Origin of the sequence: Neobacillus massiliamazoniensis, assembly GCF_001048695.1 — a bacterium.
Classification (GTDB): domain Bacteria; phylum Bacillota; class Bacilli; order Bacillales; family Cytobacillaceae; genus Neobacillus; species Neobacillus massiliamazoniensis.
Window position 1 is genome coordinate 663,666 of the sequence record NZ_CVRB01000004.1, and the last position, 24,116, is coordinate 687,781.

At 38.7% G+C, this 24,116-nt stretch carries 18 protein-coding genes, 1 tRNA gene and 1 riboswitch; of the genes, 1 reads left to right on the forward strand and 18 read right to left on the reverse strand.

Features of this window, described 5'->3' with window-relative positions; all coding sequences use genetic code 11:
• Window positions 1-354: 354 nt before the first annotated feature.
• The 17 genes from clpX to BN1082_RS21245 form a co-directional block, all read right to left on the reverse strand.
• Window positions 355-1,620 (reverse strand): ATP-dependent protease ATP-binding subunit ClpX, encoded by a 1,266-nt coding sequence (clpX, locus tag BN1082_RS21165; protein ID WP_090637897.1) that lies wholly within the window; start codon window positions 1,618-1,620, stop codon window positions 355-357.
• A 403-nt stretch (window positions 1,621-2,023) separates the two neighbouring features.
• Window positions 2,024-3,310: a trigger factor gene (gene tig, locus BN1082_RS21170; protein ID WP_090637899.1), complete on the reverse strand. Its 1,287-nt coding sequence runs from the start codon at window positions 3,308-3,310 to the stop codon at window positions 2,024-2,026.
• Window positions 3,311-3,474: 164 nt separating this feature from the next.
• Window positions 3,475-4,482, reverse strand: coding sequence for a tetratricopeptide repeat protein (locus tag BN1082_RS21175; protein WP_090637902.1), 1,008 nt, complete (start codon window positions 4,480-4,482; stop codon window positions 3,475-3,477).
• A 110-nt stretch (window positions 4,483-4,592) separates the two neighbouring features.
• Window positions 4,593-4,669, reverse strand: a tRNA-Arg gene (locus tag BN1082_RS21180).
• Window positions 4,670-4,776: 107 nt separating this feature from the next.
• Window positions 4,777-5,292 carry a metallophosphoesterase family protein gene (locus BN1082_RS21185; RefSeq protein WP_090637904.1) on the reverse strand — a complete coding sequence of 172 codons (516 nt, stop codon included), beginning with the start codon at window positions 5,290-5,292 and terminating at the stop codon, window positions 4,777-4,779.
• The gene (locus BN1082_RS21190) at window positions 5,289-5,900 is read right to left on the reverse strand and encodes an XTP/dITP diphosphatase (protein ID WP_090637907.1); all 612 of its coding nucleotides are present in this window, start codon (window positions 5,898-5,900) and stop codon (window positions 5,289-5,291) included. The genes BN1082_RS21185 and BN1082_RS21190 overlap by 4 nt, the downstream gene beginning before the upstream one ends.
• Window positions 5,901-5,912: 12 nt before the next feature.
• Window positions 5,913-6,668: a ribonuclease PH gene (gene rph / locus BN1082_RS21195; protein WP_090637910.1), complete on the reverse strand. Its 756-nt coding sequence runs from the start codon at window positions 6,666-6,668 to the stop codon at window positions 5,913-5,915.
• 269 nt (window positions 6,669-6,937) lie between these two features.
• The gene (locus tag BN1082_RS21200; protein ID WP_090637912.1) at window positions 6,938-7,984 is read right to left on the reverse strand and encodes a GerMN domain-containing protein; all 1,047 of its coding nucleotides are present in this window, start codon (window positions 7,982-7,984) and stop codon (window positions 6,938-6,940) included.
• A 127-nt stretch (window positions 7,985-8,111) separates the two neighbouring features.
• Window positions 8,112-8,906: a glutamate racemase gene (gene racE, locus BN1082_RS21205; RefSeq protein WP_090637915.1), complete on the reverse strand. Its 795-nt coding sequence runs from the start codon at window positions 8,904-8,906 to the stop codon at window positions 8,112-8,114.
• A gap of 16 nt (window positions 8,907-8,922) precedes the next feature.
• Window positions 8,923-9,372, reverse strand: a complete 450-nt coding sequence (locus BN1082_RS21210; protein WP_090637918.1) for a MarR family winged helix-turn-helix transcriptional regulator — start codon at window positions 9,370-9,372, stop codon at window positions 8,923-8,925.
• A 203-nt stretch (window positions 9,373-9,575) separates the two neighbouring features.
• Complete coding sequence (gerE, locus tag BN1082_RS21215; RefSeq protein WP_026572264.1) at window positions 9,576-9,800, reverse strand: spore germination transcription factor GerE; 225 nt, start codon at window positions 9,798-9,800, stop codon at window positions 9,576-9,578.
• Between the two features lie 147 nt (window positions 9,801-9,947).
• On the reverse strand, window positions 9,948-10,412 hold the full coding sequence (locus BN1082_RS21220; RefSeq protein ID WP_090637921.1) for an acyl-CoA thioesterase: 465 nt from the start codon (window positions 10,410-10,412) through the stop codon (window positions 9,948-9,950).
• A gap of 270 nt (window positions 10,413-10,682) precedes the next feature.
• Window positions 10,683-17,009 carry a type I pullulanase gene (gene pulA / locus BN1082_RS28945; protein WP_141650899.1) on the reverse strand — a complete coding sequence of 2,109 codons (6,327 nt, stop codon included), beginning with the start codon at window positions 17,007-17,009 and terminating at the stop codon, window positions 10,683-10,685.
• Between the two features lie 458 nt (window positions 17,010-17,467).
• Window positions 17,468-18,070: a class D sortase gene (locus tag BN1082_RS21230; protein ID WP_281177042.1), complete on the reverse strand. Its 603-nt coding sequence runs from the start codon at window positions 18,068-18,070 to the stop codon at window positions 17,468-17,470.
• A gap of 283 nt (window positions 18,071-18,353) precedes the next feature.
• Window positions 18,354-19,115 carry a succinate dehydrogenase iron-sulfur subunit gene (gene sdhB, locus BN1082_RS21235; protein ID WP_090637926.1) on the reverse strand — a complete coding sequence of 254 codons (762 nt, stop codon included), beginning with the start codon at window positions 19,113-19,115 and terminating at the stop codon, window positions 18,354-18,356.
• A gap of 20 nt (window positions 19,116-19,135) precedes the next feature.
• Complete coding sequence (gene sdhA / locus BN1082_RS21240; protein WP_090637929.1) at window positions 19,136-20,887, reverse strand: succinate dehydrogenase flavoprotein subunit; 1,752 nt, start codon at window positions 20,885-20,887, stop codon at window positions 19,136-19,138.
• A 58-nt stretch (window positions 20,888-20,945) separates the two neighbouring features.
• Window positions 20,946-21,554, reverse strand: a complete 609-nt coding sequence (locus BN1082_RS21245) for a succinate dehydrogenase cytochrome b558 subunit (RefSeq protein ID WP_090637931.1) — start codon at window positions 21,552-21,554, stop codon at window positions 20,946-20,948.
• A 444-nt stretch (window positions 21,555-21,998) separates the two neighbouring features.
• Between BN1082_RS21245 and BN1082_RS21250 the strand changes: the two genes are divergently transcribed.
• Window positions 21,999-22,457 carry a YslB family protein gene (locus BN1082_RS21250; protein ID WP_090637934.1) on the forward strand — a complete coding sequence of 153 codons (459 nt, stop codon included), beginning with the start codon at window positions 21,999-22,001 and terminating at the stop codon, window positions 22,455-22,457.
• A gap of 124 nt (window positions 22,458-22,581) precedes the next feature.
• On the opposite strand, the gene BN1082_RS21255 is transcribed toward BN1082_RS21250, so the two are convergent.
• The gene (locus BN1082_RS21255) at window positions 22,582-23,814 is read right to left on the reverse strand and encodes an aspartate kinase (RefSeq protein ID WP_090637936.1); all 1,233 of its coding nucleotides are present in this window, start codon (window positions 23,812-23,814) and stop codon (window positions 22,582-22,584) included.
• A 105-nt stretch (window positions 23,815-23,919) separates the two neighbouring features.
• Window positions 23,920-24,097, reverse strand: a riboswitch (Lysine riboswitch).
• Window positions 24,098-24,116: the final 19 nt, after the last annotated feature.

The window sequence follows — 24,116 nt, forward strand, 5'->3', positions numbered from 1 at the left end:
ATTCTTTATTAGCTTCATTTTTTCCTTTTATGGCCTCTAATTTGACACTAATAGCCTTTATTAGCTTCATTTTTTCCTTTCGAAGCATCTATTTTGACGCTAATAGCCTTTATTAGCTTCATTGTTTCCATTCGTGGCCTCTATTTTGACGCTAATTGCCTTTATTGGCTTCATTTTTTCCATTCGTGGCCTCTATTTTGACGCTAATAGCCTTTATTAGCTTCATTTTTTTCTTTCGTAGCATCTATTTTGACGCTAATAGCCTCTTCAGTTTCATTTTTCCTTTGAATCTGTAATTAAACAATTGTTTTCGAAAAAATGAAAAGCCCCGGAATCGTTCCGGGGCAAAAATCGTTATGCTGAAGTTTTTCTTTCTTCGTCAATTACTGTTCCATCTTCTAATATAAGCTTCGGTTCTTTGTTGTCCACAACTGTTTCTTTGGTAATAATGCACTTTGAAATATCATCGCGTGATGGAAGATCAAACATGACATCTAGCATGATACCTTCAATGATTGAACGTAAACCACGGGCACCCGTTTTTCGTTCAATTGCTTTTTTCGCGATTTCCTTCAAAGCATCCTCTTCAAATTCCAATTCAACATCGTCGATTTCGAGCATTTTTTGATATTGTTTCACCAAAGCATTTTTCGGCTTTGTTAAAATCTCAATCAACGCTGATTCGTCCAGTTGTTCTAGGCTTGCAATGACTGGTAGACGACCAATAAATTCTGGAATTAGTCCGAATCGAAGTAAATCTTCAGGAAGAACTTTTGAAAGAAGCTCTTTTTGTCCAATTTCTTGCACCTTCACATCAGATCCGAAACCAATCACTTTTTGGCCTAAACGGCGTTTAATAATAGGTTCGATTCCATCAAAGGCACCGCCGCAAATAAATAAAATATTCGTTGTATCGATTTGAATAAACTCTTGATGTGGGTGCTTTCTGCCACCTTGTGGTGGGACGCTGGCAACCGTACCTTCAAGAATTTTTAACAATGCCTGCTGAACCCCTTCACCGGAAACATCTCGTGTAATAGATGGATTTTCGGATTTGCGGGCGATTTTATCAATTTCATCAATATAAATGATTCCTTTTTCTGCCTTTTCAACATCATAATCAGCAGCTTGAATCAATTTTAATAAAATATTTTCGACGTCTTCACCAACATATCCAGCTTCAGTAAGTGAGGTAGCATCTGCAATTGCAAATGGTACATTCAGGATACGTGCCAATGTTTGTGCCAAAAGCGTTTTACCGCTTCCTGTTGGTCCAATCATACAAATATTACTCTTGGAGAGTTCAACATCATCAATTTTACTATTGGAATTGATGCGTTTATAGTGGTTGTAAACAGCTACAGATAGTGATTTTTTTGCCTGGTCCTGACCGATAACATATTCATCGAGAATTTCACAGATTTCTTTCGGCTTTGGAACATCTTTAAACTCAACCTCTTCTTCTGTTCCTAGCTCTTCCTCTACGATTTCTGTGCAAAGCTCGATACACTCGTCACATATATAAACTCCCGGTCCGGCAACTAACTTACGGACTTGATCCTGTGTCTTGCCACAAAAGGAACACTTTAATTGCCCTTTTTCATCATTAAATTTAAACAATATTTTCACCCCTTGAAACTTGATAATCCCATTTTTAACTAGAACGTCCAAACAAAAATCCGAGCCTTTTTCAAAATATTTCGAGCGTTATGTATTGGATTGTAACATATTTACTCAATGGACTGAAATAAAAAGCTTTACTCGGTTATGTCTGATTTTTCCACTCTTTTTTTCAGTTTGGAAACGCCCTCAAAAGAAACTTATGTACTTATTAAGCTTAACCATTATGATAAAAAATAAATCTTAAACCTGGTTAGAATTTAATTAATTTAATTCTATATGTGTCTTCAATATTCCTGCCAGTCCATTGATAAAAAGGTTTCCCTGTCTTTATTATAATATGTAAATTAAAAATTGTATAAAACGAGGCACGATTGAAATCGTGCCCCGCATTATTTATTCATTATTTCTTGTTTTCAACAAGAAAGTCAACGGCTTTTTTAAGTTTAAGGTCTGCTTTTATGCCTTCAACACCACCAAGTGCTTTCTTAATGCTATCAACAGACATGTTATACATGGTTGCCATGTTCTCAAGTTCTTTATTTACATCTTCATCTGTAGCTTCAAGTTTTTCCGCATTAGCAATTGCTTCTAATGTTAAGTTAACACGGACACGATTAACCGCTTCTTCTTTCATTTGTTCACGAAGAGCGTTTTCGTCTTGACCAGAGAATTGGAAATAAAGCTCAAGATTCATTCCTTGCATTTGTAGGCGTTGTTCAAATTCTTGAAGCATGCGGTTTACTTCATTGTTAACCATAACTTCCGGAACTTCAACTTCTACATTTGCAGCGGCTTTTTCAACGACGGTATCACGAACATGGTGCTCACCTTCGTGCTTTTTGCTGTCTTCTAAGCGAGTTCTGATTTTTTGTTTTAATGCATCTAATGATTCAACTTCATCATCTACATCTTTAGCAAATTCGTCATCTAATGCTGGAAGCTCTTTTCCTTTGATTTCATGAACAGTAACCTTGAAGGTTGCTGGTTTACCAGCAAGCTCTGCTGCATGGTATTCTTCAGGGAATGAAACTTCCACATCTTTGGATTCACCAGCGGCTAGTCCGACTAGTTGTTCTTCAAAGCCAGGAATGAAAGAGCCAGAACCTAATTCAAGTGAATAGTTTTCTGCTTTTCCACCTTCAAAAGCTTCTCCATCGACAAATCCTTCAAAGTCGATAACAACTGTATCACCAATTACAGCAGCGCCTTCTTCTTTTACAACTAACTCAGCATGGCGATTTTGTAAGGTTTCAATTTCCTTTTGAACATCTTCATCCGTAACAGTTGTGTCAAACTCTCCTACTTCAAGACCTTTGTATTCGCCTAATTTTACTTCTGGCTTTACTTGAACAGTTGCTTTAAAAGTAAACTCTTTATTTTTACCCATTTGATCTAGGTCAAAATCTACATTTTCAGGTTGATCGATTGGATCGATTCCAATTTCGTTAATGGCATTAAAATAAGCCTCTGGAAAAATGAAATCTAATGCGTCTTGATATAAAGATTCAACGCCAAAGCGCTTTTCAAACATTGGACGAGGCATTTTTCCTTTACGGAAGCCTGGTACGTTGATTTTTTGTACTACTTTTTTAAATGCAGAGTCTAAACCTTCATTTACTTTCTCTGCACTTACTTCAAATGTAAGGACACCGCGGTTCCCTTCTAACTTTTCCCAGTTTGCAGTCATTTTGCTTTTCCCTCCAACTATCTATTCACATTTTCATACGTGACGAATTAGGATGAATATGCCTTGTTTTATCAAGTCTATTCACAATTTAATGTAAAATATTAATTTTTACACACGCAACCCCTACATTATAACATAGGTTTGTTTTCTTTCAACAGCCTTACCTATATATTAGGAATTGAAATTTCTTCTACTTCCCTTATTTTAGTCATTGCTAACTCGATTTTTTCCCTTGAAACCTGATAATCATTTGAAATTTCGTCGATTTCCGGTTCAATCCCAAAATAATCTTGCCCAAGTAAATGAAAGGCTGCAGCCCATGCATTCACGCTTTCCGGTTGAAGTTCGAACGGAAAACTAATAAAGAAGATGCGTTCTACCAATCCTATGATGTTATCAAAAAGGACAGGATTATTATTTTCTAATATATCTGCTAATCGTTTTTCGATCTCTTTCATTTTCGGTTGTAATTGAATTTCCGGGAGCTGGGCTGGAACAACTTTTAATTCCAAATTAAATTTCCTAACCTTTACTTCCTTGTCAAATTCTTGATCTTTCAAAAGGGTTAACAGTATAGTTTTAAGAAAAGGATGCCCTTCATCTGAGCACAAATAGTCTTGAATTTCCGGGATGTAAGGACGAATATTTCTATCAGCTAGATTTGATATCACTGCCATTTGTTCATTAAGATTATGTAAAGAAAGCAGGTTTAGAGTACTATGAGGTAAATCCTCGTCAGGTTTGTTATTCTCCGCCATCCTTTTGCTAAATTGTAGGAGAGTTAAAAAGTGGCTATGTTTATCGGGTGGAAACTCTTTTTCTTCTAGTAACACTTCCAAGGTGGTTACAATCTCTTCATATTCGTGAAGTTGAATAAGGATTGAAAGATGAAGGTCAACGATTTGAAAATAGTCTCCAATACCTTTTAAGAGCATTTCATTTGTGAGTGTTTTTGCTTTTTTGAAAGAAGAAGCTTCAAAATAAGCCAGTACAAGTCCGATTAAAATTTCCCCGTCTTCCGGATTAAGTTCCTTGGCCTCCTCTAAAAGGATTATCGCTTCGTTATATTTCTTCATTTGCAGACTTTCAAGGCCCTTATCCTTCAATCGTTGTTCAAGTCCGGGAATGAAGATGACATTACCTATTTTTTTGGCTCGTTCCCGTTTTTTCATAAAATGACCGCCTCATACTTTTTCTACTGAAAAATACTATAGCATGGAAAAATAGAAAAAACAAAAAAACTCACCAATGATGGTGAGTAAATTTTAGTATGTAGTTTAGATGGCGTCCCAGGAGGGATTCGAACCCCCGACACACGGCTTAGAAGGCCGTTGCTCTATCCTGCTGAGCTACTGGGACATATATGTTTTTCAAAGACAAGATTTATTATAGTAGGCAAATAATTAAAAGTCAACAGCTATTTGCCCATTTTTTAAAGAGAAAATGGGGAAGCAAAAAACTCCCCATCATTTCGGCAAGACGAATTCACGTGCTAGCTCCTTAACTTCACGTCCATTTAATTCGAAAACTGACAAATTGATGATGTCGTCATTCAAGTCAAGAATCATATACGTTTTCTCGATGCGCTCTCGGGGAAGGCGGATGCTTCCCGGATTTAAAAAGAGCGTGCCGCCTACTACCTCAGCACCTAATACATGCGAGTGCCCAAAACATACGATATCGGCATTTTCCTGCAGAGCCTTATATTTTAAGCTCATTAACGAAGTCTTTACCGAATACTTATGGCCATGGGTAATAAAAAACCTACGCCCTGAAAAATCAAGCGACGTTTCTAACGGATACCCGCCAAAATCACAATTTCCCATGACGGTTAAAAACCTTTCGATAGATGGATCGTCAGGCATCAATTGTGAATCACCGCAATGAATCATTATATCGACCTCACCAATATGCCTCTCCCTTACCCATTGAAGCTCTTTGGTCAGGCCGTGACTATCGCTTACGATCAATGCCTTGCTCATGATTGTTCCGCACTTTCTAAAATAGAATCAAGAATCACCTCAAGTTTCTTAAGCGCGTTCGCACGATGGCTTATATTATTTTTTTCATCCGATGATAATTCCGCCATTGCGAGTCCTTTTTCCGGCACATAAAAAACCGGATCGTATCCAAATCCATTTGAACCTCTCTGTTCTTCAAGGATTCTTCCTTCGCAGGTGCCTGACACCGTAATCGGTTTTTGATTTGGAACGGCAACTGCCAGTGCACAGTAAAAACGAGCGGATCTTCTAGCATCCGGAATACCTGTTAACTCGTTAAGCAGCTTATTTGTATTCGCTTGGTCATTTTTAGGTTCCCCGGCGTAACGTGCGGAATAAATACCTGGTCTCCTTTCGAGGGCATCGACCATTAATCCCGAATCATCGCCAATTACCATTTTATTAAGGGCACGCGATACGGCTTCAGCTTTTAGAATGGCGTTTTCCTCAAAAGTTGTGCCTGTTTCCTCGACATCAGGGATTTCCGGAAAGTCCAGCAACGTTTTAACTACAATCCCTCTCGGAGTAAAAATTTGCTCAAATTCTCTTGCTTTACCTGGGTTTTTTGTCGCAATAATAACTTCCTTCATCGTAATCTCCTCTTATTTCGCCCTTCTTGCATCTATTTTTCTTGTGATTTCTTCACCTAAAGCATTCTTTTGCTGTTCAAAAAGCTCCGTCAATCCCTCTTGTGCTGCATTCAGTAAATCCTGTAGCTGTGCATAGGAAAAGGTAGATTCTTCACCCGTTCCTTGAAGTTCGACAAATTCTCCATTTCCTGTCATCACGACATTCATATCAACATGGGCCTTAGAATCTTCAGCATAGTTTAGATCTAGAACGGTAAGGTCATTTTTTAAAATACCAACGCTAGTTGCTGCTAGATAATCCGTAATCGGAAACCTTGGAAAGGACTTTTTTTCCGCCAAAGCATTCAATGCCATTGTCATCGCTACAAATGCTCCGGTGATAGAGGCAGTCCGGGTGCCGCCGTCTGCTTGAATGACATCACAATCAATCCAAACCGTTTTTTCGCCGATTGCACTTAGGTCGACAACTGCTCTTAGAGCACGCCCGATTAGCCTTTGAATTTCCATTGTTCTTCCTGATACTTTCCCTTTGGAAGACTCTCTAATATTTCTCGTCTCAGTTGCCCTTGGTAGCATTGAGTATTCGGCAGTAATCCAACCCTTGCCTTCTCCTCTCATAAAAGGAGGTACTCGATCTTCAATGCTTGCAGTACAAATCACCTTTGTATCCCCAACCGTTATTAGAACGGAACCTTCAGGATGTTTTAAATAATTAGTTTCAATATGTATTGGTCTTAGCTGCAGTGGTTCTCTGCCATCAACACGCACAATACTTCCTCCATTTCGCTACAGACTATAAAGCAATGTATTAAATAAGAAAAGCGTAAGCGCCTTGTTCAGCCCCGACAAGCATAAGACGCGCCCAAAAAGAAGGCGTTTTTTGCCTTCATTTTGGGAGTGGCTTATGACCTCGAGGGGCTAGGCGCTGGAGCTAGACAATTCTCGAAGTTGAATTTTCTTCCTTATCTAATAAAGAAGAGGCGGGCCAAGAGCCAACCTCTTTCGTTGTCACTATATAGTATAACAAAAAACATTTTTTAAAAACTACCCGTATTTACTTTTTCCGGCCTGGTTACTGCCTCTATTGATTTCTTACCTTTATCATCTACTAAACTCGGTTTTCCTTTAACCGTCAAGGTTACCTTGTCAATTCCATTTTGTTCAGTAAGCGAAAGGACAAGCTCATCTAATAAGGCTTTAGAAATGATTTTATCTTTAAAGCCGCCGTAAATGTTCTCATTGAAGTCTAACGTCACCTTCCCCCCCTCAAGCTTTGGTGCACTAAGGAGTTTGACATCAGACATAAACTCAGAAACAAGGTTAGACTTTTCGTTTGGTCCTGTAGCCAACGCATTTACCACGGCAGCAACATTATCTTTTACTTCATTGTTGATCCTAAGAGTGACGGGAACATAATAGTACGAGCCCTCATCACCACCGATATAGTAGACGGTTAACGGCTTCGTGTTTGTAATATCGACAATGTCTTTAGTGTCTATATTGATTCCATTGGCCCTTGAGAGTTTATCACTAATCGGAGTTCCATTAACAGGCATTTCCGTAAGATCATGACCATTCATTTGCAGTTTTACTTGCTTAATGGTATTAAACTGCGTGAGGGTCCATGTGATCGATTGCAGAATCTTTAATTCATCTCCAGCCTGGTAGTTTTTAAATTCCTTTGAAAAATTGACCGTTGCCACGCCATCTTTTACATTGACAGAGGTTTGTGTACCTTCAGGCAGGACAGCTCTAAATCCGTTCGGCAGCATGTCGGTACCCGGTCCATTTTGCACTAAATAATCAAGAGCCTGTTTAGCTACTGTTACATTTTTCGGGAGATCAATCGTTTTGGGGACAACATAACCATTTTTATCAATTAAATAAAGCTCCGTTTTGACGGTTTCTTGTGAATTATCCTTTTTTGCAGTTTTATCCTTATTGGCATTTTTATCGACCATCGTTACTTTTTGTGGCGGATCTATTTTCTTATTCGTTTCAGACCCATACATGCCGCAGCCTGATAATAGAACGGTTGAAGCGAATATAGCCGAAACAATGGTACCAGCTTTATTTTTAGACATATCTATTCCCCCCAAGATAGTTTGTACTAACATGTATACGAGCCTTGTGAAAAAATAGACCGTCTATAAGACATTTTTTTTAAAGTATTAGAAAAAAAAGAGCCCTCGTAATAACGAGGGCCCATCATTAAAGTTTTATTTGTTTCACATGATCAACAGGTCTTTCTAACCATTGGGAAGCAATTTTTGAAAAAATAGTTGTAGAACCCGTGGTGAAAAATTCGTGCTCAGGCTCGTTCTCATTCAAACTGAGGAGCCCGTTATATTGGAGAATGGCGCTGATTTCTCGTGCTGTCTCATCACCTGAACTGATTACATTTACACTTTCCCCCATAATTTTTTTTATGAGAGGCTCTAATAGTGGATAGTGAGTGCAGCCCAAGATTAGTGTGTCCAAATTTTGATTAAGTAGTGGTGTTAGTGCTTCATCCACAATTTTTTCGGCTATGGCCCCAGAGTATTCACCACTCTCGACAAGAGGGACAAATTTAGGACAAGCAAGACTTTGGACATAAAGCCTGCTATTTAAAGATTTCAAAGCCTTTTCGTATGCACCGCTCTTAACTGTTCCCACCGTTCCAATTATCCCTACTCGGTAATTTCTTGTAGTCTTAATAGCAGCACGTGCACCGGGATTAATTACTCCAAGAACAGGTATGGTTAATTCCTGCCGAATCTCATCGAGAACGGCAGCTGTTGCTGTATTGCAAGCAATTACTAGCATTTTGATCTCTTTTTTTAATAAAAAAGAGGTTAATTCCCAAGTGAATTTCTTCACTTCCTTAGTGGGTCTAGGTCCATAAGGGCATCTGGCGGTATCGCCCAAATATATAATTTCTTCATTCGGAAGCTGCCTCATTATCTCTTTGGCAACCGTTAACCCGCCAACGCCGGAATCAATCACTCCAATTGGATGTTTCAAACTTCTCGCCTCTTTTTTAACGCATTTCTTGATGCAATTTCATCAAGTTGTTTTGAAAAAGCTGGATTTCTTCTAACGAGAAATTCACTAAGACTTCTTTTAAATATAGTTGTCTTTTATTAATCACTTCTTCGATGATTCTTTCACCCTCAGCAAGCAAGTGGATGCGAACAACACGGCGGTCGTTTGAATCCTTAACTCTCTCGACAAGCAGATTTTTTTCCATCCGATCGACGAGATCTGTGGTTGTGCTGCATGCCAAAAACATTTTATTGGAAAGCTCCCCGATGGTCATATCCCCATCTTCAAAGAGCCATTGAAGGGCTATGAATTGAGGTGGAGTAATTTTATAATTACTTAGCATTTCTCTACCTTTTTGTTTAATAATTCCTGATATGTAGCGTAAATCTTTTTCAATACTAGCTACTATTTCTGCATTTACTCTATGTGAATCTTCGAGTTTCATTTTTTCACCCCTAAAATATAGGCTTTCTCCTAAAGACCCTATCATTCCTTCATGTATTTCATGCTAGGTGAAAGTCTTAAACCTTGCTCTTATTTTCTACTTTTTTCAGTGAAATTTCAAGTTGAATCTTTCGGTTGATAGGCACCCGCAAAAAGGGTTAATAAAATATGAACCGGCCTCCAAAATATGGATGCCGGTCATGATTAAAGTTCTAGCTCCCCCATTCGAAGGAGCTCTACAACCGCTTGGGAACGCCCCTTTACGCCAAGCTTTTGCATGGCATTTGAAATATGATTTCGAACCGTTTTTTCGCTTATAAATAATTCACCAGCGATTTCTTTTGTTGTTTTGTCTTGTACTAACAGTTCGAATACTTCTCTTTCACGTTTGGTGAGTAATGGCTTGTGAGTATAATCATTCTCCTTCAAGTATTGAAACCCTCCTTGCCTTCGCCAGTTATGAACCGTGGGGTGGGTATATTTTTAGTCACCATATCATATGTGAACTCGACCTGCGAAGTGACTGTATTTCCAATAAGGAGAATGATTTTGTAAAAAAATGTACGAATCAGATATTTAAAGTTGAGTAAGTTGATGCTTACAAAGTAGATTTCTCATTTCCTCTGTCCAAGGTACACCTTTTCCTGTCTTTTTTGAAATTTGCACTATTGTTCCCCTACCGACGAAACCGATCGATCCATCCTCTTTTTTGCCCATGTAGTGAATATCCACTGATGAGTTCCCAATAGATTGTATTTTGACATACACCTTTAGCTTTTCGTCAAAATAGATTTGCTTGAGGTAATCACATTGCAAGTCGGCCACAACAGGAATGGTTTCGCTCTCCGGCTGGAGCCATTCTTGCATAAAGCCTATTGACTTTAAATATTCCGTTCTCGCTTCTTCAAAGTAGACAAATGGAACCGTATTATTTAGATGGCCAAACAAATCAGTCTCAGAAAATCGCACTTTAACATCTAGGAAAAATTCAAATTCTTGTTCCCATTGATGAAAATCATCTATGTAGTTAGCTCGCCCCATTATATTCTCTCCTTAATCACTGAATATTCATTCATTTTATTATAAGTTTATTTTTACCATTTGGAAACAACAAATAATATTATTTATTAGTGTTTAAAGATTGAATCATTTTTGAAATTATTTTTATACCTATAAAAACAGTATGTCTTCGATCGATTAATTTGTTGAATTCACCAAATTAGTTTCAATTAAAAACAAAGCTTTAAATAAAATCGTTAAAACGGAAAAGACTGACCAAGTACATATAATGCTTGATCAGCCTAATTTTAGTTATTCTGTTTTTCGTCTTCTAGTCAAAATCATGCCTATTCCAATAAATAAAACGGTTACGCCTACAAAAAGGATATTAAACATGTTTGATGCAGTGCTAGGAAGACCATACCCTGTTTTCGGTGTTGTGTTTGCCTCTGCCACCGGGGTATCCTTCCCTGTTTCAAATACAGTAAAGGTGCTAAAGTGTGGGGTTTGAACAGTTACCTTTCCATCCTTATAGACAGCGCCAGGAACCAACTCCCATTTTTCAGTTGAGTCATTATAATAGAACACCTTGAGGTTTGCAGTATTCTTTATTTTTGAACGATCAACTGTGAAAGTTAAGGAAACTAGCTCTGAAAACTGATGAACAGCTTTTCCATCAATATAGATCGTGAAACTGTAAACCGGGCTCACGGTATTACTGATGTCTTGCATTCTCTTAATATCAAGGGAAAACGACTTTCCGTCTTGAACAACTGCTAATGGAACTGCGACTTCCACTAGGTCATTCTTAACAGTTAGCGGAACCCCCTTTTCTTTAAGAAGTTTTACTTGTTCTTTCGTAAGCTCTAGTGTCGCAGAATGATTAGTTCCAATGTCTAAAATGAGATTACCTTGGTTGTTGGCAGCATTATTAATCGCCTTTTCAAAATCCTGCTGTCCTACTTCAATTTTCCCATTTTTTACAGAAGTCTTAATTACCACTGGCTTATGATTAGGCTTTTCACCAGAGTTGTTACCTTGGTTATTACCATTTTCGTCGCCATTATCCTCTTTCTCTCCCAGCGTTAACACGTATGTGCTTAGTGCAGGAACGGTAATTTCATTGCCTTTAATAATATCGAGTGCTGATGAACCCGCTTTAACACCATTTACTACTAGCTTCCAACTACCTGTAACAGGTAATTTAATCGTAACAGGAGTTCGATTAGCATTGTAGGCAACAGCAATTTTTTCAGCTGAATCGCCATTAGCATGACCATCAATGTAGAAAGCCACTGAATTTGCAGGAGCATCTAAAAATTTCAGATGTTCTTTAATATCAGCTTGAGTGGTCATTCGGAAGGCCGGGTGATCTTTTCTAACCTTTACTAGGCCTTTAAAATATTCTACTTCAGCATCCATTTCACTGCGGCGTTTCCAGTCTAATTCGTTTACTGCATCTGGTGCATTATAGCTGTTATCATTTCCGCCCTTTGTTCTCATAAACTCTTGACCGGCATGGATAAATGAAATACCTTGTGAAGTTAACACAATGGATGATGCAAGCTTATGCATTTGTTTTAGTACATCATCACTATCATTTGGATTAGTCTTTTTCAACTTATCCCATAGCGTTAAATTATCATGCGCTTCTACATAAGTAATGGTTTTGCCCGGGTCATCAGCAAAGGTTTTAATCGTATCACTGTAATTAATACCGCCTACTACACCCTTTTTAATACGAGTTTCCATTCCTGCTTTGCCGTTAACAAAACCTTTATCTAAATCATCAAAGACACTGCCCTTTAAGCCATCACGGATATCATCATTAAATTGAGCAATACCCTTCATCTTTGTTGCATTCTTTTGATTTGCCTTTTGTTCCGGATCAAGTGGAGTATTTAAATCCCAGCCTTCTCCAAGCACAATGATAGATGGATCAATTTTATTCAAGGCAGAACGAACTTCGTTCATGGTTTCAACATCATGAATTCCCATCAAATCAAACCGGAATCCATCTATGTGGTATTCCTTTGCCCAATAAGAAACAGAATCAACAATAAATTTACGCATCATTTTGTGTTCAGATGCTGTATCATTTCCTACTCCTGTACCGTTAGCAAGTGTTCCATCTGCGTTATAACGGAAATAGTAGCCTGGAACCAGCTTTTGCAGGTTAGACTCTGCTGCATTAAACATGTGATTATAAACAACATCCATAATGACACGAAGGTTGTTATCATGCAGAGCTTGAACCATTTTCTTCATTTCATTGATACGAACAGTAGGTGTATATGGATCAGTTGAATAGGATCCATCAGGAGCATTATAGTTTTTCGGATCATATCCCCAATTAAATTGCGGCTGATCGAGTTTTGTTTCGTCTACGGAATTATAATCGAACATTGGCAATAACTGTACATGGGTGACACCTAAATCTTTAATATGACTTAAACCTGTTTTTACACCATTTGGTCCTTTAGTGCCTGTTTGTGCAACACCAAGGAACTTTCCTTTATATTGGTCACTTACACCACTATCTGGTGCGATGGTTAAATCACGGATATGCGCTTCATAAATTATCGCATCCTCTGGATTTTTAAACGCAGGTTTAGCTGTACTCCAGTTTTCAGGATTCGTTGATTTTAAATCAACAACAGCACCCTTATCACCGTTAGCAGAAACTGCATGTGCATATGGATCAACTGCTTCATTCCAAGTATCGCCAACTTTAACTTTATAGGTATACAGCAAGCCTTTTTGGTCACCTGTCAATTTAGCAGTCCAAGTCCCCTTATCTGAACGAGTCATTGGAATTTCTGTTCCGGTGGTTGAATTCCATTTATCATAGGTTACTAGCTTAGCTTCACTAGCTGTCGGTGCCCATAAACGGAAACTAGTTTGGGCTGCAGAATAGCTATTCCCAAGATCATTACCATCATAATAAAAATGATCTTCGAATGATTTGCTTCTAACCACTTTGCCCATTGTAACAGTTGCTTCTCCAAAGCCTTCTTTACTAATCTTGTAAGTCTTAGATAAATCTAAATCTTGTTTAGTTGTAATCTTTACCTTATTTGTTAAGCCGTTTAACAAATCCCCGATTGGTTCGACTTTTTCAATAGCGGCATCTTGTAAGTTAATACCTGCGTTTGCTGCATCAGTTAATGAGAACGGGAAATTAGTTTCGAACGTGATTTGATTTAACTCATCGATGTCAGCCTTTACAATTCTTGGATTGCGGTCAACCTTCGCAGGATTATCGAAAATCCGCGCTTGTCCCTGCGCAAGCCATACTTCTGCTTTTCCATCAGCTGTGAATTTGGTAATAAATCGATTATCTCCAATGTCTTTTGCAGACCAATCCTTTTTACGAACAATAAAGCCTACCTTTGTTGCTCCATTTAAGTTGGTTAGTTTAACCGTACCTTGTTTACCATATGAAGTTTCTTGGGAAAGTGGTACCGCTACACCGTCACTCTTGTCGGTCCATACCCATATATCCCAATCATTATAATTTAAGTCATAACGGTAATAGTTAAAGGATACTTCTAAATCGTTGTATGTTGGTAGTTGACGATATTCACCATCGGGAGGACTAGTGTATACTTTATCATCGCCGGCTTTTATCCATACCTCATCCTTACCATACCAAATATTATCTATAGTACGGTCGCCGCCGTCTTTTTCCCAGCTGTCTGTTCGGACAATGAAACCAACTTTGTTAAAGTCACCATCTAATTCAACATCGGCTACTTTTCCAAACTTGTCTTCACCAGTGAACGGATAAACTTTACCTTCATTGCCGTCTCCCCAAACCCAAAGATTCCAATTCTTCGTATCACCAGCTTTAGGCTGATAATGGATTTTCACCTTCGTTGTTACTTTTTGCTGAGCAACTTTGACATCAATGCTACGTTCATCTAAGGCGTGAAAAACAAATACATACTTATCTGATGCAGAAGGTGTAAACGATAGATTATCACCATCCATCCACTGGCCATCTTTAACAAACTTGTATTCTACTTTAACACCTTTCGTCAAAGCAACCGGTTGACTCTTCCATACTTTTTCCACAGTGTCATAAGTTAACTTTTGATCTGCTCCATCCCATTTCAGAGGGTCAGAACCTCTTAGGACAACGTCACTATATACCTTATTGCGGTCAAGCGGCACATCACTGTAGGTCAAAGAGCCATTTACCTTGTAAATACTGAAAGTTTTCCCTTTGCTTATAAAAGAAAGATTACCAGCATTGTCACTTTTAAAATTATCAGTTCCGAACACATCAGTTAAGGAAACATCGTCAATTTTTAATTGATTGTAAAGCTTATTCACGTCAATTTGTTGATTGGATGCTCCTTTGTTTACAACAACTAAATATTGACCGTCTTTATCAGCTCTTTCATAAGCAAAAACATTTTGATCAGCAAATAATGATTTAAATGTACCTGTACGCAATGCTGAAATATCATTACGAAGTTTTGCTAGTTTTTTATAATAGCTTTGGATATCAAGATTTTGCTTGGCTGGATCCCAGGGCATCATTTCTCGATAGTAGCGATCCTTCCAATCTGTAACAGTATTAGGATCTTTGCTCATGGAAAGTCCGACTTCATCACCATAATAAATGATCGGCGGTCCAGGTAAGGTAAATTGAGTTGCTGCTGCAAGCTCCAATTTTGTAACATCGCCTCCCGCTTCGTAAATAAAGCGCGGCTTATCGTGGCTGTCTAGGAATGATGAAAGCACGTATTCAGATGGATAGGTAGCAAGATTGTCATTGACTGTTTTGCTTAAATCGACCATAGATTGGTCTTTTGCAAATGTATTAACTAGTGAATCATTTAGGCCAAAGTCAAGTGCACCGTCAAGCTTACCAGCATATGAGTTAATCTTTTCACGAGTGTCCCAAACTTCCCCGAAAATATAAGCGTTTGGTTTCAATTGTTTCACTTTATGACGGAAATCAACCCAATAGCTGTAGCTAGGACCTTTGGCATAATCTAAACGGAAACCGTCAAAGTCTAAATCAGTTAACCAATACGGAACAACATCATTAATCATGTAGTTTCTTACTTCTGGGTTATCATTGTTCAGTTCCGGAAGCTCTTGTACACCATAGAACGTTTTGTACTGGTTAGGCCATTCTGTGAATGTATACCAATTGTAATAAGGGCTTCCTTCCCCTTTTGCCTTAGCATCCTGGAAAAACGGATGCTGAACAGATGAATGGTTGGCAACAAAGTCGTACACTACCTTCATGCCTTTAGCATGTGCCTGATCGACTAATTGCTTCATCGTATTCTTATCACCGAAACGAGAATCAATTTCCTTGTAGTCAGCAGGGTGATATCCATGTGAATATGGACCTTTATATACAGGTGAAATCCAAATCGTATTAACACCTAAGCCCTTAATATAATCAAGTTTATCTAAAACCCCTTTTAAATCTCCACCCATCCAGCCTTTTAGTTTTTCGTCATAAGGCAGATTTGCTGAAGCAGGGTCGTCATTATTTGGATCTCCATTGTTAAAACGGTCAACAAATACTTGATAAATCACAGCATCCTTTGCCCATTGCGGTGATTTGAATTGATCTACATAATAGCCAAAAGGCGTAGCTTCTTCTGGTGTAAAGCCATTAGAGTCTGCATACTGTGAACCCGAACTAGCTGTATTCCAAACATCTGTTATATACTTGACAGCGGTTCCATTCTCTTGTTTAGGAATAACACCTTTAAATATAGTTGTTGTCAGTCCATTTGCGATTGTTTCCGAGTCCTTCTGCAGCGATACCACTTTACCAACTGTTGCAGCTCCTCTGCTTCCGCTTGGGAAGGTACCGTCAGTCGTATAATAAATTGCTCCAGCATCTACTGAATCGTAATGCTGTACTGTTACTTTAACCGTTACATCATCATTACTAGTTGGAATGACCGGTGAATAAGAGTAATTGTTATTCACATCTTTCGCGATTGGTACAGCTTTCCACGCCGCTACTGTATCTTCATATACCTTACCATCCGCTGTAAAAACTGCTTTACGTTTAGTATCTGCTTTTTCTAGCAGCTTTTGGTCACCTAAGGAGTATAGATATTGAATTTCATCACCAGCATTACCAGCTAGTGTTACCGTCCATTTGCCATCTGCCCCTTTAGTTAGTGGGGTAATAGCATAATTAAATCCATTTAAGGTTGAACCAATTGTTGGTATAGCTCGATCAGATGTACCTGGAGGTAGGGAAACCTTTAGCGTTAACGTTCCAGTAAATTTCGAGAAGTCTAACTTGACATCAACTGTTCTTTCTTGATCCTGGTGGAAAACAAAAATATAGTCTCCCGTTTGCGGTGGAGTAAATTTAAGATTCTCTCCAGCCATCCATTGATCATTCATTACAAACTTGTATTCTACTTCTTTACCACCCTGAAGTGAGATAGGCTGGCTTTTCCAATTTCCCTGTGTAGGATCATAGATGAGAGGATGGTTATCCGAGCTCCAATCAAGTGAGTTTGCATTACCACGTAATACAACTTTGTCATACATTTTATCTGCGGCCTTAGCATGTTGTGCAAACGGTAGCACAAAAGTACTAAATAAAAGCACAAATGCCAGCAGTGATGAAAATATACGCCTCATTTAAATCCCCCTATTATTTTTTTATAAGCGCTAACGATTTTCGCAACTAAATGTTATATTTTGTGCAACCGTTTGCACAAATGTGCGAATGCAACCGTTTCCACTTTAGTAGATTCTACCATTTAATATTTAAAAAATCACTATGTATTTCGAACTATAAAATTTATCCATTTTTTGTCCAAAATACAAAAAAAGACACTTATCGTCAATTCAGTGATTTTATAATGAGAGGAATTCTCTTTTTCTTAAAAGTGATGAAATGGAAAAAAGCTCCCCATTTACGAGGAGCTAAAAAGTTGGTCCTATTTGAACACAAAGAGATTTTTAATTGCTTATTTGTCCATAAGGAATTATATGTAGTCAACAATAATTGATAAATTCTGTAAAGGGAATCCTAAATAGACTTTCCTTTACATAGATTTTTTTAATGCTTCGAATATCATTCAATAAAATTATTTTCAAGATTTTGGTTTCGCATAAATAATATAGCGATCGGGAGCATCCCCTATATAGCTAAAAGGATAGCAAGTGGTTAACATTAATTCTTCTTCATTATGCTGCAAGGTAATAATGCTTGTATCATTCGAATCTACGATTTTTGTATGAGTAATTTCATAGGTGAAAGTTCCATTAGGCATTTTTACATTTAAGGAATCTCCGATTTTTAATTCTCCAAGATGGCGAAACACCGTATCACGATGACCTGATAAAACAATTTGTCCTTTTTCGCCAGGAAGATAAGAGCCGTTATAGTGCCCTACCCCCTTTTTCAAATCATTAGGATTGGTGCCTTCTACAATGCCAAGCTCTGCATTAATTTTAGGAATAATCAAAAGGCCAATCGTGTCACCGACACTAGGTGATGAATTCTTTTCCCCTGTGTCATTTGTTGTGTTTCCAACTGTTTTCTTGGGGGTTTTCTTTGGGGCAATGACTTCCTTTGCTTTCTTAATTGTAGCTTGGGTTTCCATCTTTGTATCAACAAATTGCCATATTCCTATTCCCATAATAACTAATCCAGCTAAAATGATGATCAACGGAACTTTCGCTTTCACCTTCATTACCATCCTTTATCATATGTATATCTAATAAACAAATTCACTTCCGATAAGAAAAGCGCAAGGCGCCCGTTAAGCGACGTATGGACTGGAGCGCTTCGACTGAGATAAAGGAAACACGGAGAGCGCTAGCGATCCGATGTTGACTTATCGTAGGGAGAAGAGCGAAGTCCACTAGTCGCTGGGCGCCTGAAGCTGGACAATTCTCGAAGTCACAATTTATACTTTCTTTTCTTTTAAACAAAAACCCTTCTTTTCATTATAAAAAAGAAGGGCTTTATGAATATTATTCGTGGTCGCTACCAAAGAAATTTTTAAAGGATTGGAGTGTTGCATCCCGGTTAATAGCCGCAATTGAAGTTGTAAGTGGAATGCCCTTTGGACATGCTTGAACACAGTTTTGTGAATTACCACATCCCTGCAATCCTCCATCCTCCATAAAGGCATTTAACCGTTCTGCTTTATTCATCGCGCCAGTTGGATGGGTGTTGAATAAGCGAACCTGACCAAATACAAATGGTCCCATGAAATTTGATTTGTCGTTAACGTTCGGACAGGCCTCTAAACACACGCCACATGTCATACATTTTGACAGTTCATATGCCCATTGACGTTTTCTCTCCGCCATACGAGGACCAGGTCCCAAATCATACGTTCCATCGATTGGGATCCATGCTTTTACTTTCTTTAATGAATCAAACATTCTACTTCTGTCCACCTGAAGATCGCGGACAATAGGGAATGTTTTCATCGGTGCTAAACGGATCGGTTGCTCAAGCTGATCAACAAGCGCTGAACAGGATTGGCGCGGTTTACCGTTAATCACCATGGAACATGCACCACAAACCTCTTCAAGGCAGTTCATTTCCCAAGTAATTGGAGTTGTAGCTTGTCCCTTTGTATTGACAGGATTTCTGCGAATTTCCATCAATGCCGAAATCACGTTCATATTCGGACGATAAGGTACTTCAAATTCCTCCTCGTAAGGAGCAGAATCTGCGGAATCCTGACGAGTTATTATAAATTTAACTGTTTTTGTTTCAGCCATTCTTTCCTACTCCCCTTTCATTAATGCTTAGTAGTGTAATCGCGCTTACGTGGTTTAAGCAACGAGATATCAACATCCTCATAATGGAAGGCTGGAGCAGATTTAGAATCAACAAATTTTGCCATTGTTGTTTTTAAGAATTCCTCATCATTACGCTCTGGGAAATCAGGCTTATAATGGGCACCGCGGCTTTCATTACGATTATATGCACCGATCGTAATAACACGGGCCAATTGCAGCATGTTTTGTAATTGACGTGTAAAGGCTGCACCTTGATTGCTCCATTTTGAAGTGTCATTAATATTAATATTTTGGTATCTCTCTAACAGTTCTTGAATCTTTTCATCTGTTTTTAACAGCCTGTCATTGTAACGAACAACAGTAACATTATCTGTCATCCATTCACCAAGCTCTTTGTGGAGAACATAAGCATTTTCATTTCCATCCATTGACATAATGCCATTCCACTTTTCTTGTTGTTCTTTCACATGTCGGTCAAACACAGTAGAAGAGATCGAATCGGAACTCTTTTCAAGTCCATCGATATATTTAACAGCATTCGGTCCGGTAACCATTCCCCCATAAATTGCCGAAAGCAAGGAGTTCGCACCTAAACGGTTGGCACCATGCTGTGAATAATCACATTCACCTGCAGCAAAGAGACCAGGAATATTGGTCATTTGATCATAGTTAACCCAAAGTCCACCCATTGAATAGTGAACAGCAGGGAAAATTTTCATTGGCACTTTTCGTGGGTCATCCCCTACGAATTTTTCATAAATCTCGATAATTCCGCCCAATTTTACATCCAACTCATGTGGATCCTTGTGGGATAAGTCGAGGTAAACCATGTTTTCACCATTAATACCAAGCTTATCATCTACACAGACATGGAAAATTTCACGTGTTGCAATATCGCGCGGCACAAGGTTTCCATATGCAGGATATTTTTCTTCTAAGAAATACCAAGGTTTTCCGTCTTTATATGTCCAAATCCGTCCGCCTTCACCACGTGCTGACTCACTCATTAATCTCAGTTTATCATCACCAGGAATGGCAGTAGGATGGATTTGAATCATTTCGCCGTTTGCATAATAGGCACCTTGTTGGTAAACGATAGAAGCTGCAGATCCAGTATTAATAACTGAGTTTGTTGATTTTCCAAAAATAATTCCAGGTCCGCCAGTTGCCATGATCACGGCATCCGCAACAAACGACTTAATTTCCATCGTTTTTAAGTTTTGTGCAATAATCCCGCGACATACTCCATCATCATCAACTACCGCACCTAAGAATTCCCAGTTTTCATATTTCGTAACTAAACCAGCAACTTCTTCGCGGCGAACTTGCTCATCAAGTGCATAAAGTAATTGCTGCCCAGTTGTTGCACCGGCAAATGCCGTACGGTGATGCTGTGTCCCTCCAAAACGACGGAAATCCAGCAATCCTTCTGGCGTGCGGTTAAACATAACTCCCATACGGTCAAATAAGTGAATAATACCAGGTGCTGCATCGCACATTGCTTTAACTGGTGGCTGATTTGCTAAAAAATCGCCGCCATAAATCGTATCGTCAAAGTGAATGAAAGGGGAATCCCCTTCACCTTTTGTATTTACTGCTCCATTAATACCACCTTGGGCACAAACAGAGTGAGAGCGTTTAACCGGAACAAGCGAAAATAATTCTACAGGTGTTCCAGTTTCTGCAACTTTTACTGTTGCCATCAAGCCGGCTAAGCCGCCGCCGACTACGATCACCTTACCTTTACTCATCGTGACTCACTCCCTTAATCCAAAATCCAATCATTTTTCAAGAAAAATTAAGTTTTTTTTAAACAAATGCCAAAAGACTTTGTACTCCAATAATGGAAAGAATCACAAAAATGGCCAATGTGACATATGTAGATATTTTTTGAGAACGTGGCGTTACAGTAATTCCCCAGCTAACCATAAACGACCATAAACCGTTTGAAAAATGGAAAATAGCTGCAATTATACCAACTACATAAAAACCAAACATGAATGGTGACGACAAAATGTCATGCATCATTTGGAAGTTTAACGGTGTGCCAAATGCCATCGCAATACGTGTTTCCCAAACATGCCAAGCGATGAAGATTAACGTGATTACACCAGTTATCCTTTGAATGACATACATCCAGTTTCTAAAAAAACCAAGTCTTCCTACATTGCTAGAAGAAGTAAAAGCAATATAAAGTCCATAGATAGCATGATATAATATTGGTAAAAAGATCATTATCCATTCTAAGACACGAAGGAATGGTAGACTCTCCATGAAATTTGCCGCTTTGTTAAATGAATCGGCTCCCCCAGTTGCATAATGATTGACTGTAAGATGCACCACAAGAAACAACCCTATTGGAACAACTCCCAGCAATGAATGCAATCTTCGATAAACAAACTCCCGATTGCTCGCCATATTTTACCCCCCTTAAGTTTTGAAATGATGGTAAGTTTCACCCTTTCGTTCTATATCACAAAAGAAAAAACACTTAGCATCACTGTGACAATTGTGTGACATGTTCATTTTACTCCCAACATCTTAGAGCGTCAAGAAACCGGATTCATAAAAGTTGCCTAATTAAAAAATTTTTATAATATATTGATATTGTTAAATTATACTTTTCCAACAAGATTCTACACCTTATTATTTGAAGAATGGACCTACTTTTTTTATAATTATTTACCAATGGATTTTTCTTTGATTTTTTATCATTACAGGACAAGATAATAGTAATGCTTTCATTTAATAATATCCTAAAATAGCAATATTTACCTTGCGAATCATGATCTATTCTAGAAAAACCATGCTGAAATAATCAACAAATTGTATATAATAGAATGGTAGAAAGAGGGGAAACTTGTGAAAGAAAGTACAGTAGTCGAGCAAGACATAAATTCTGAAGAAGAACCGCGAACCATCTCACTTTTCGGATATGAATTAATCAGGGAGGTTTTATTGCCTGAGATTTTAGGCAAGGACACTCCGGAAGTCTTATACTGGGCCGGAAAACGATTGGCACGAAAATACCCATTAAAAAGCTTTGATGAAATAGTTGATTTTTTCACAGCCGCTTCTTGGGGTGAGCTTTACATCATAAAACAAACCCATGAAGAAATCGAATTTGAACTTATGAGCTCACTGATCGTATCTCGTGTCAAATCAAAGGCTGAACACTTCTTCCAGCTTGAAGCCGGATTCTTAGCTCAGCAAATCGAGTTACAAAAAGAAGTCATTGCTGAAACATTCGAACACCCAGTCAAAAAATCCAACAAAGTCCAATTCACCGTCAAATGGGACCGCAAAGACAGTGTTAAATAGGTGCCATACTGTAGGTGCCTCCCTTTGGGTGCCTGACACCCTTCGTGGACATTTGTCCATTTGGGGTGGACACTGAATAAAAAGCTTGAAGCGGAGGGGGTTCTCCACTCCGCTTCAAGCTTTTTTAGTTTACTTCCGCTTCAATATTGGCGAGTTCAAAGGCAGCGTGAAGGACTTCGACGGCTCTAATCATATTACGCTCTTCGACTACGGCAGATACTTTTATTTCAGAGGTACTGACCATTTTGATTGGAATTTTGTTTGTAGCAAGTACCTCAAACATTTTTGCGGCTACACCAGGATTGGAAATCATTCCGGACCCAACAATAGATACCTTTGCTAATTTATTTTCTGCACTGAGTTGTCCATAGCCGAGTAGTTCTTTATGATCCTCTAGTACGCTAATGGTCTCTTGTAAATCGTCCGACTTGATTGAAAAAGCCAAATTAGCATTTCCCATTTCTGTGGTGCTTTGAATAATAATGTCAACATTTATCTGATTTTGAGCAAGAGTTGTAAAAATCGTTGATAGACTGGTTAATGAATCAGTAAGCCCTAATACACTAATCTTTGTAATCTCGTCTTCAAATGCAACGCCGCGGACGACTAAATTTTGTTCCATCGTTGCTTCCTCCTCAATCACTGTACCTTCTATTCTCTCCATACTGGAACGGACCTGCAGCGAGACGTTATAGTTTTTAGCGAACTCGACTGCCCTAGGGTGTAAAACACCGGCCCCTAAATTGGCAAGCTCAAGCATTTCATCATACGAAACCGATAATAGTTTACGTGCATTTTTAATAAACCTTGGATCTGATGTAAAAACTCCGGTAACATCTGTGTAAATATCACATGTATCTGCCTTTAAAGCAGCGGCCAATGCCACAGCCGTTGTATCTGAACCTCCTCGGCCTAATGTTGTAATTTCTCCATTTTCGGTGATGCCCTGAAAACCAGCAACAATCACAACCTTTCCGGCTGAAAGCTGTGCATCAATACTTTCTGTTTGAATCTCTATGATTCTCGCATTTCCGTGAACAGGCTCCGTCACAATTCCCGCTTGCCAACCTGTAAAGGATACGGCTTCTAAACCTTTTTGATTTAACGCCATCGACAATAGGGCTATTGTTACTTGCTCGCCTGTTGTAAGCAGCATGTCCATTTCCCGTTTACTCGGCTGTGAGGAAATTTCCTTTGCCAGGTTAACAAGCTGATCTGTGGACTTTCCCATTGCGGAAACAACGACCACGACATCATTCCCTTTCTCCTTCTCTTCATAAACACATTGAGCCACATGCTGAATTCTTTCTACACTGCCTACAGACGTTCCCCCAAATTTTTGAACAATTAATCCCATCCTCTTCCCTACCTTTTCCCCTTTGGCTGATTTTTCCAAAAATTAAAAAAGCAATGAGAGGGCATCTCATTGCTTAAGAACACAAAAAATTATGTGTTCACCCCAATGTTAGATAGCTCTCCAAGACATTTGTCCTGACAATCCAGCATTTATTCAATACAGGACCAGCAAAGAAAGAAATGAGGCTTTCTTTACTTCGGCGAACATCCCCTTTTAAGGCTCCTCGTTGAAGCTCATCCTTCTCTGAACCTTTACTCTTGAAGCTCGCACCTCTACCTTCACTTTAATACGTTAAAGTGATA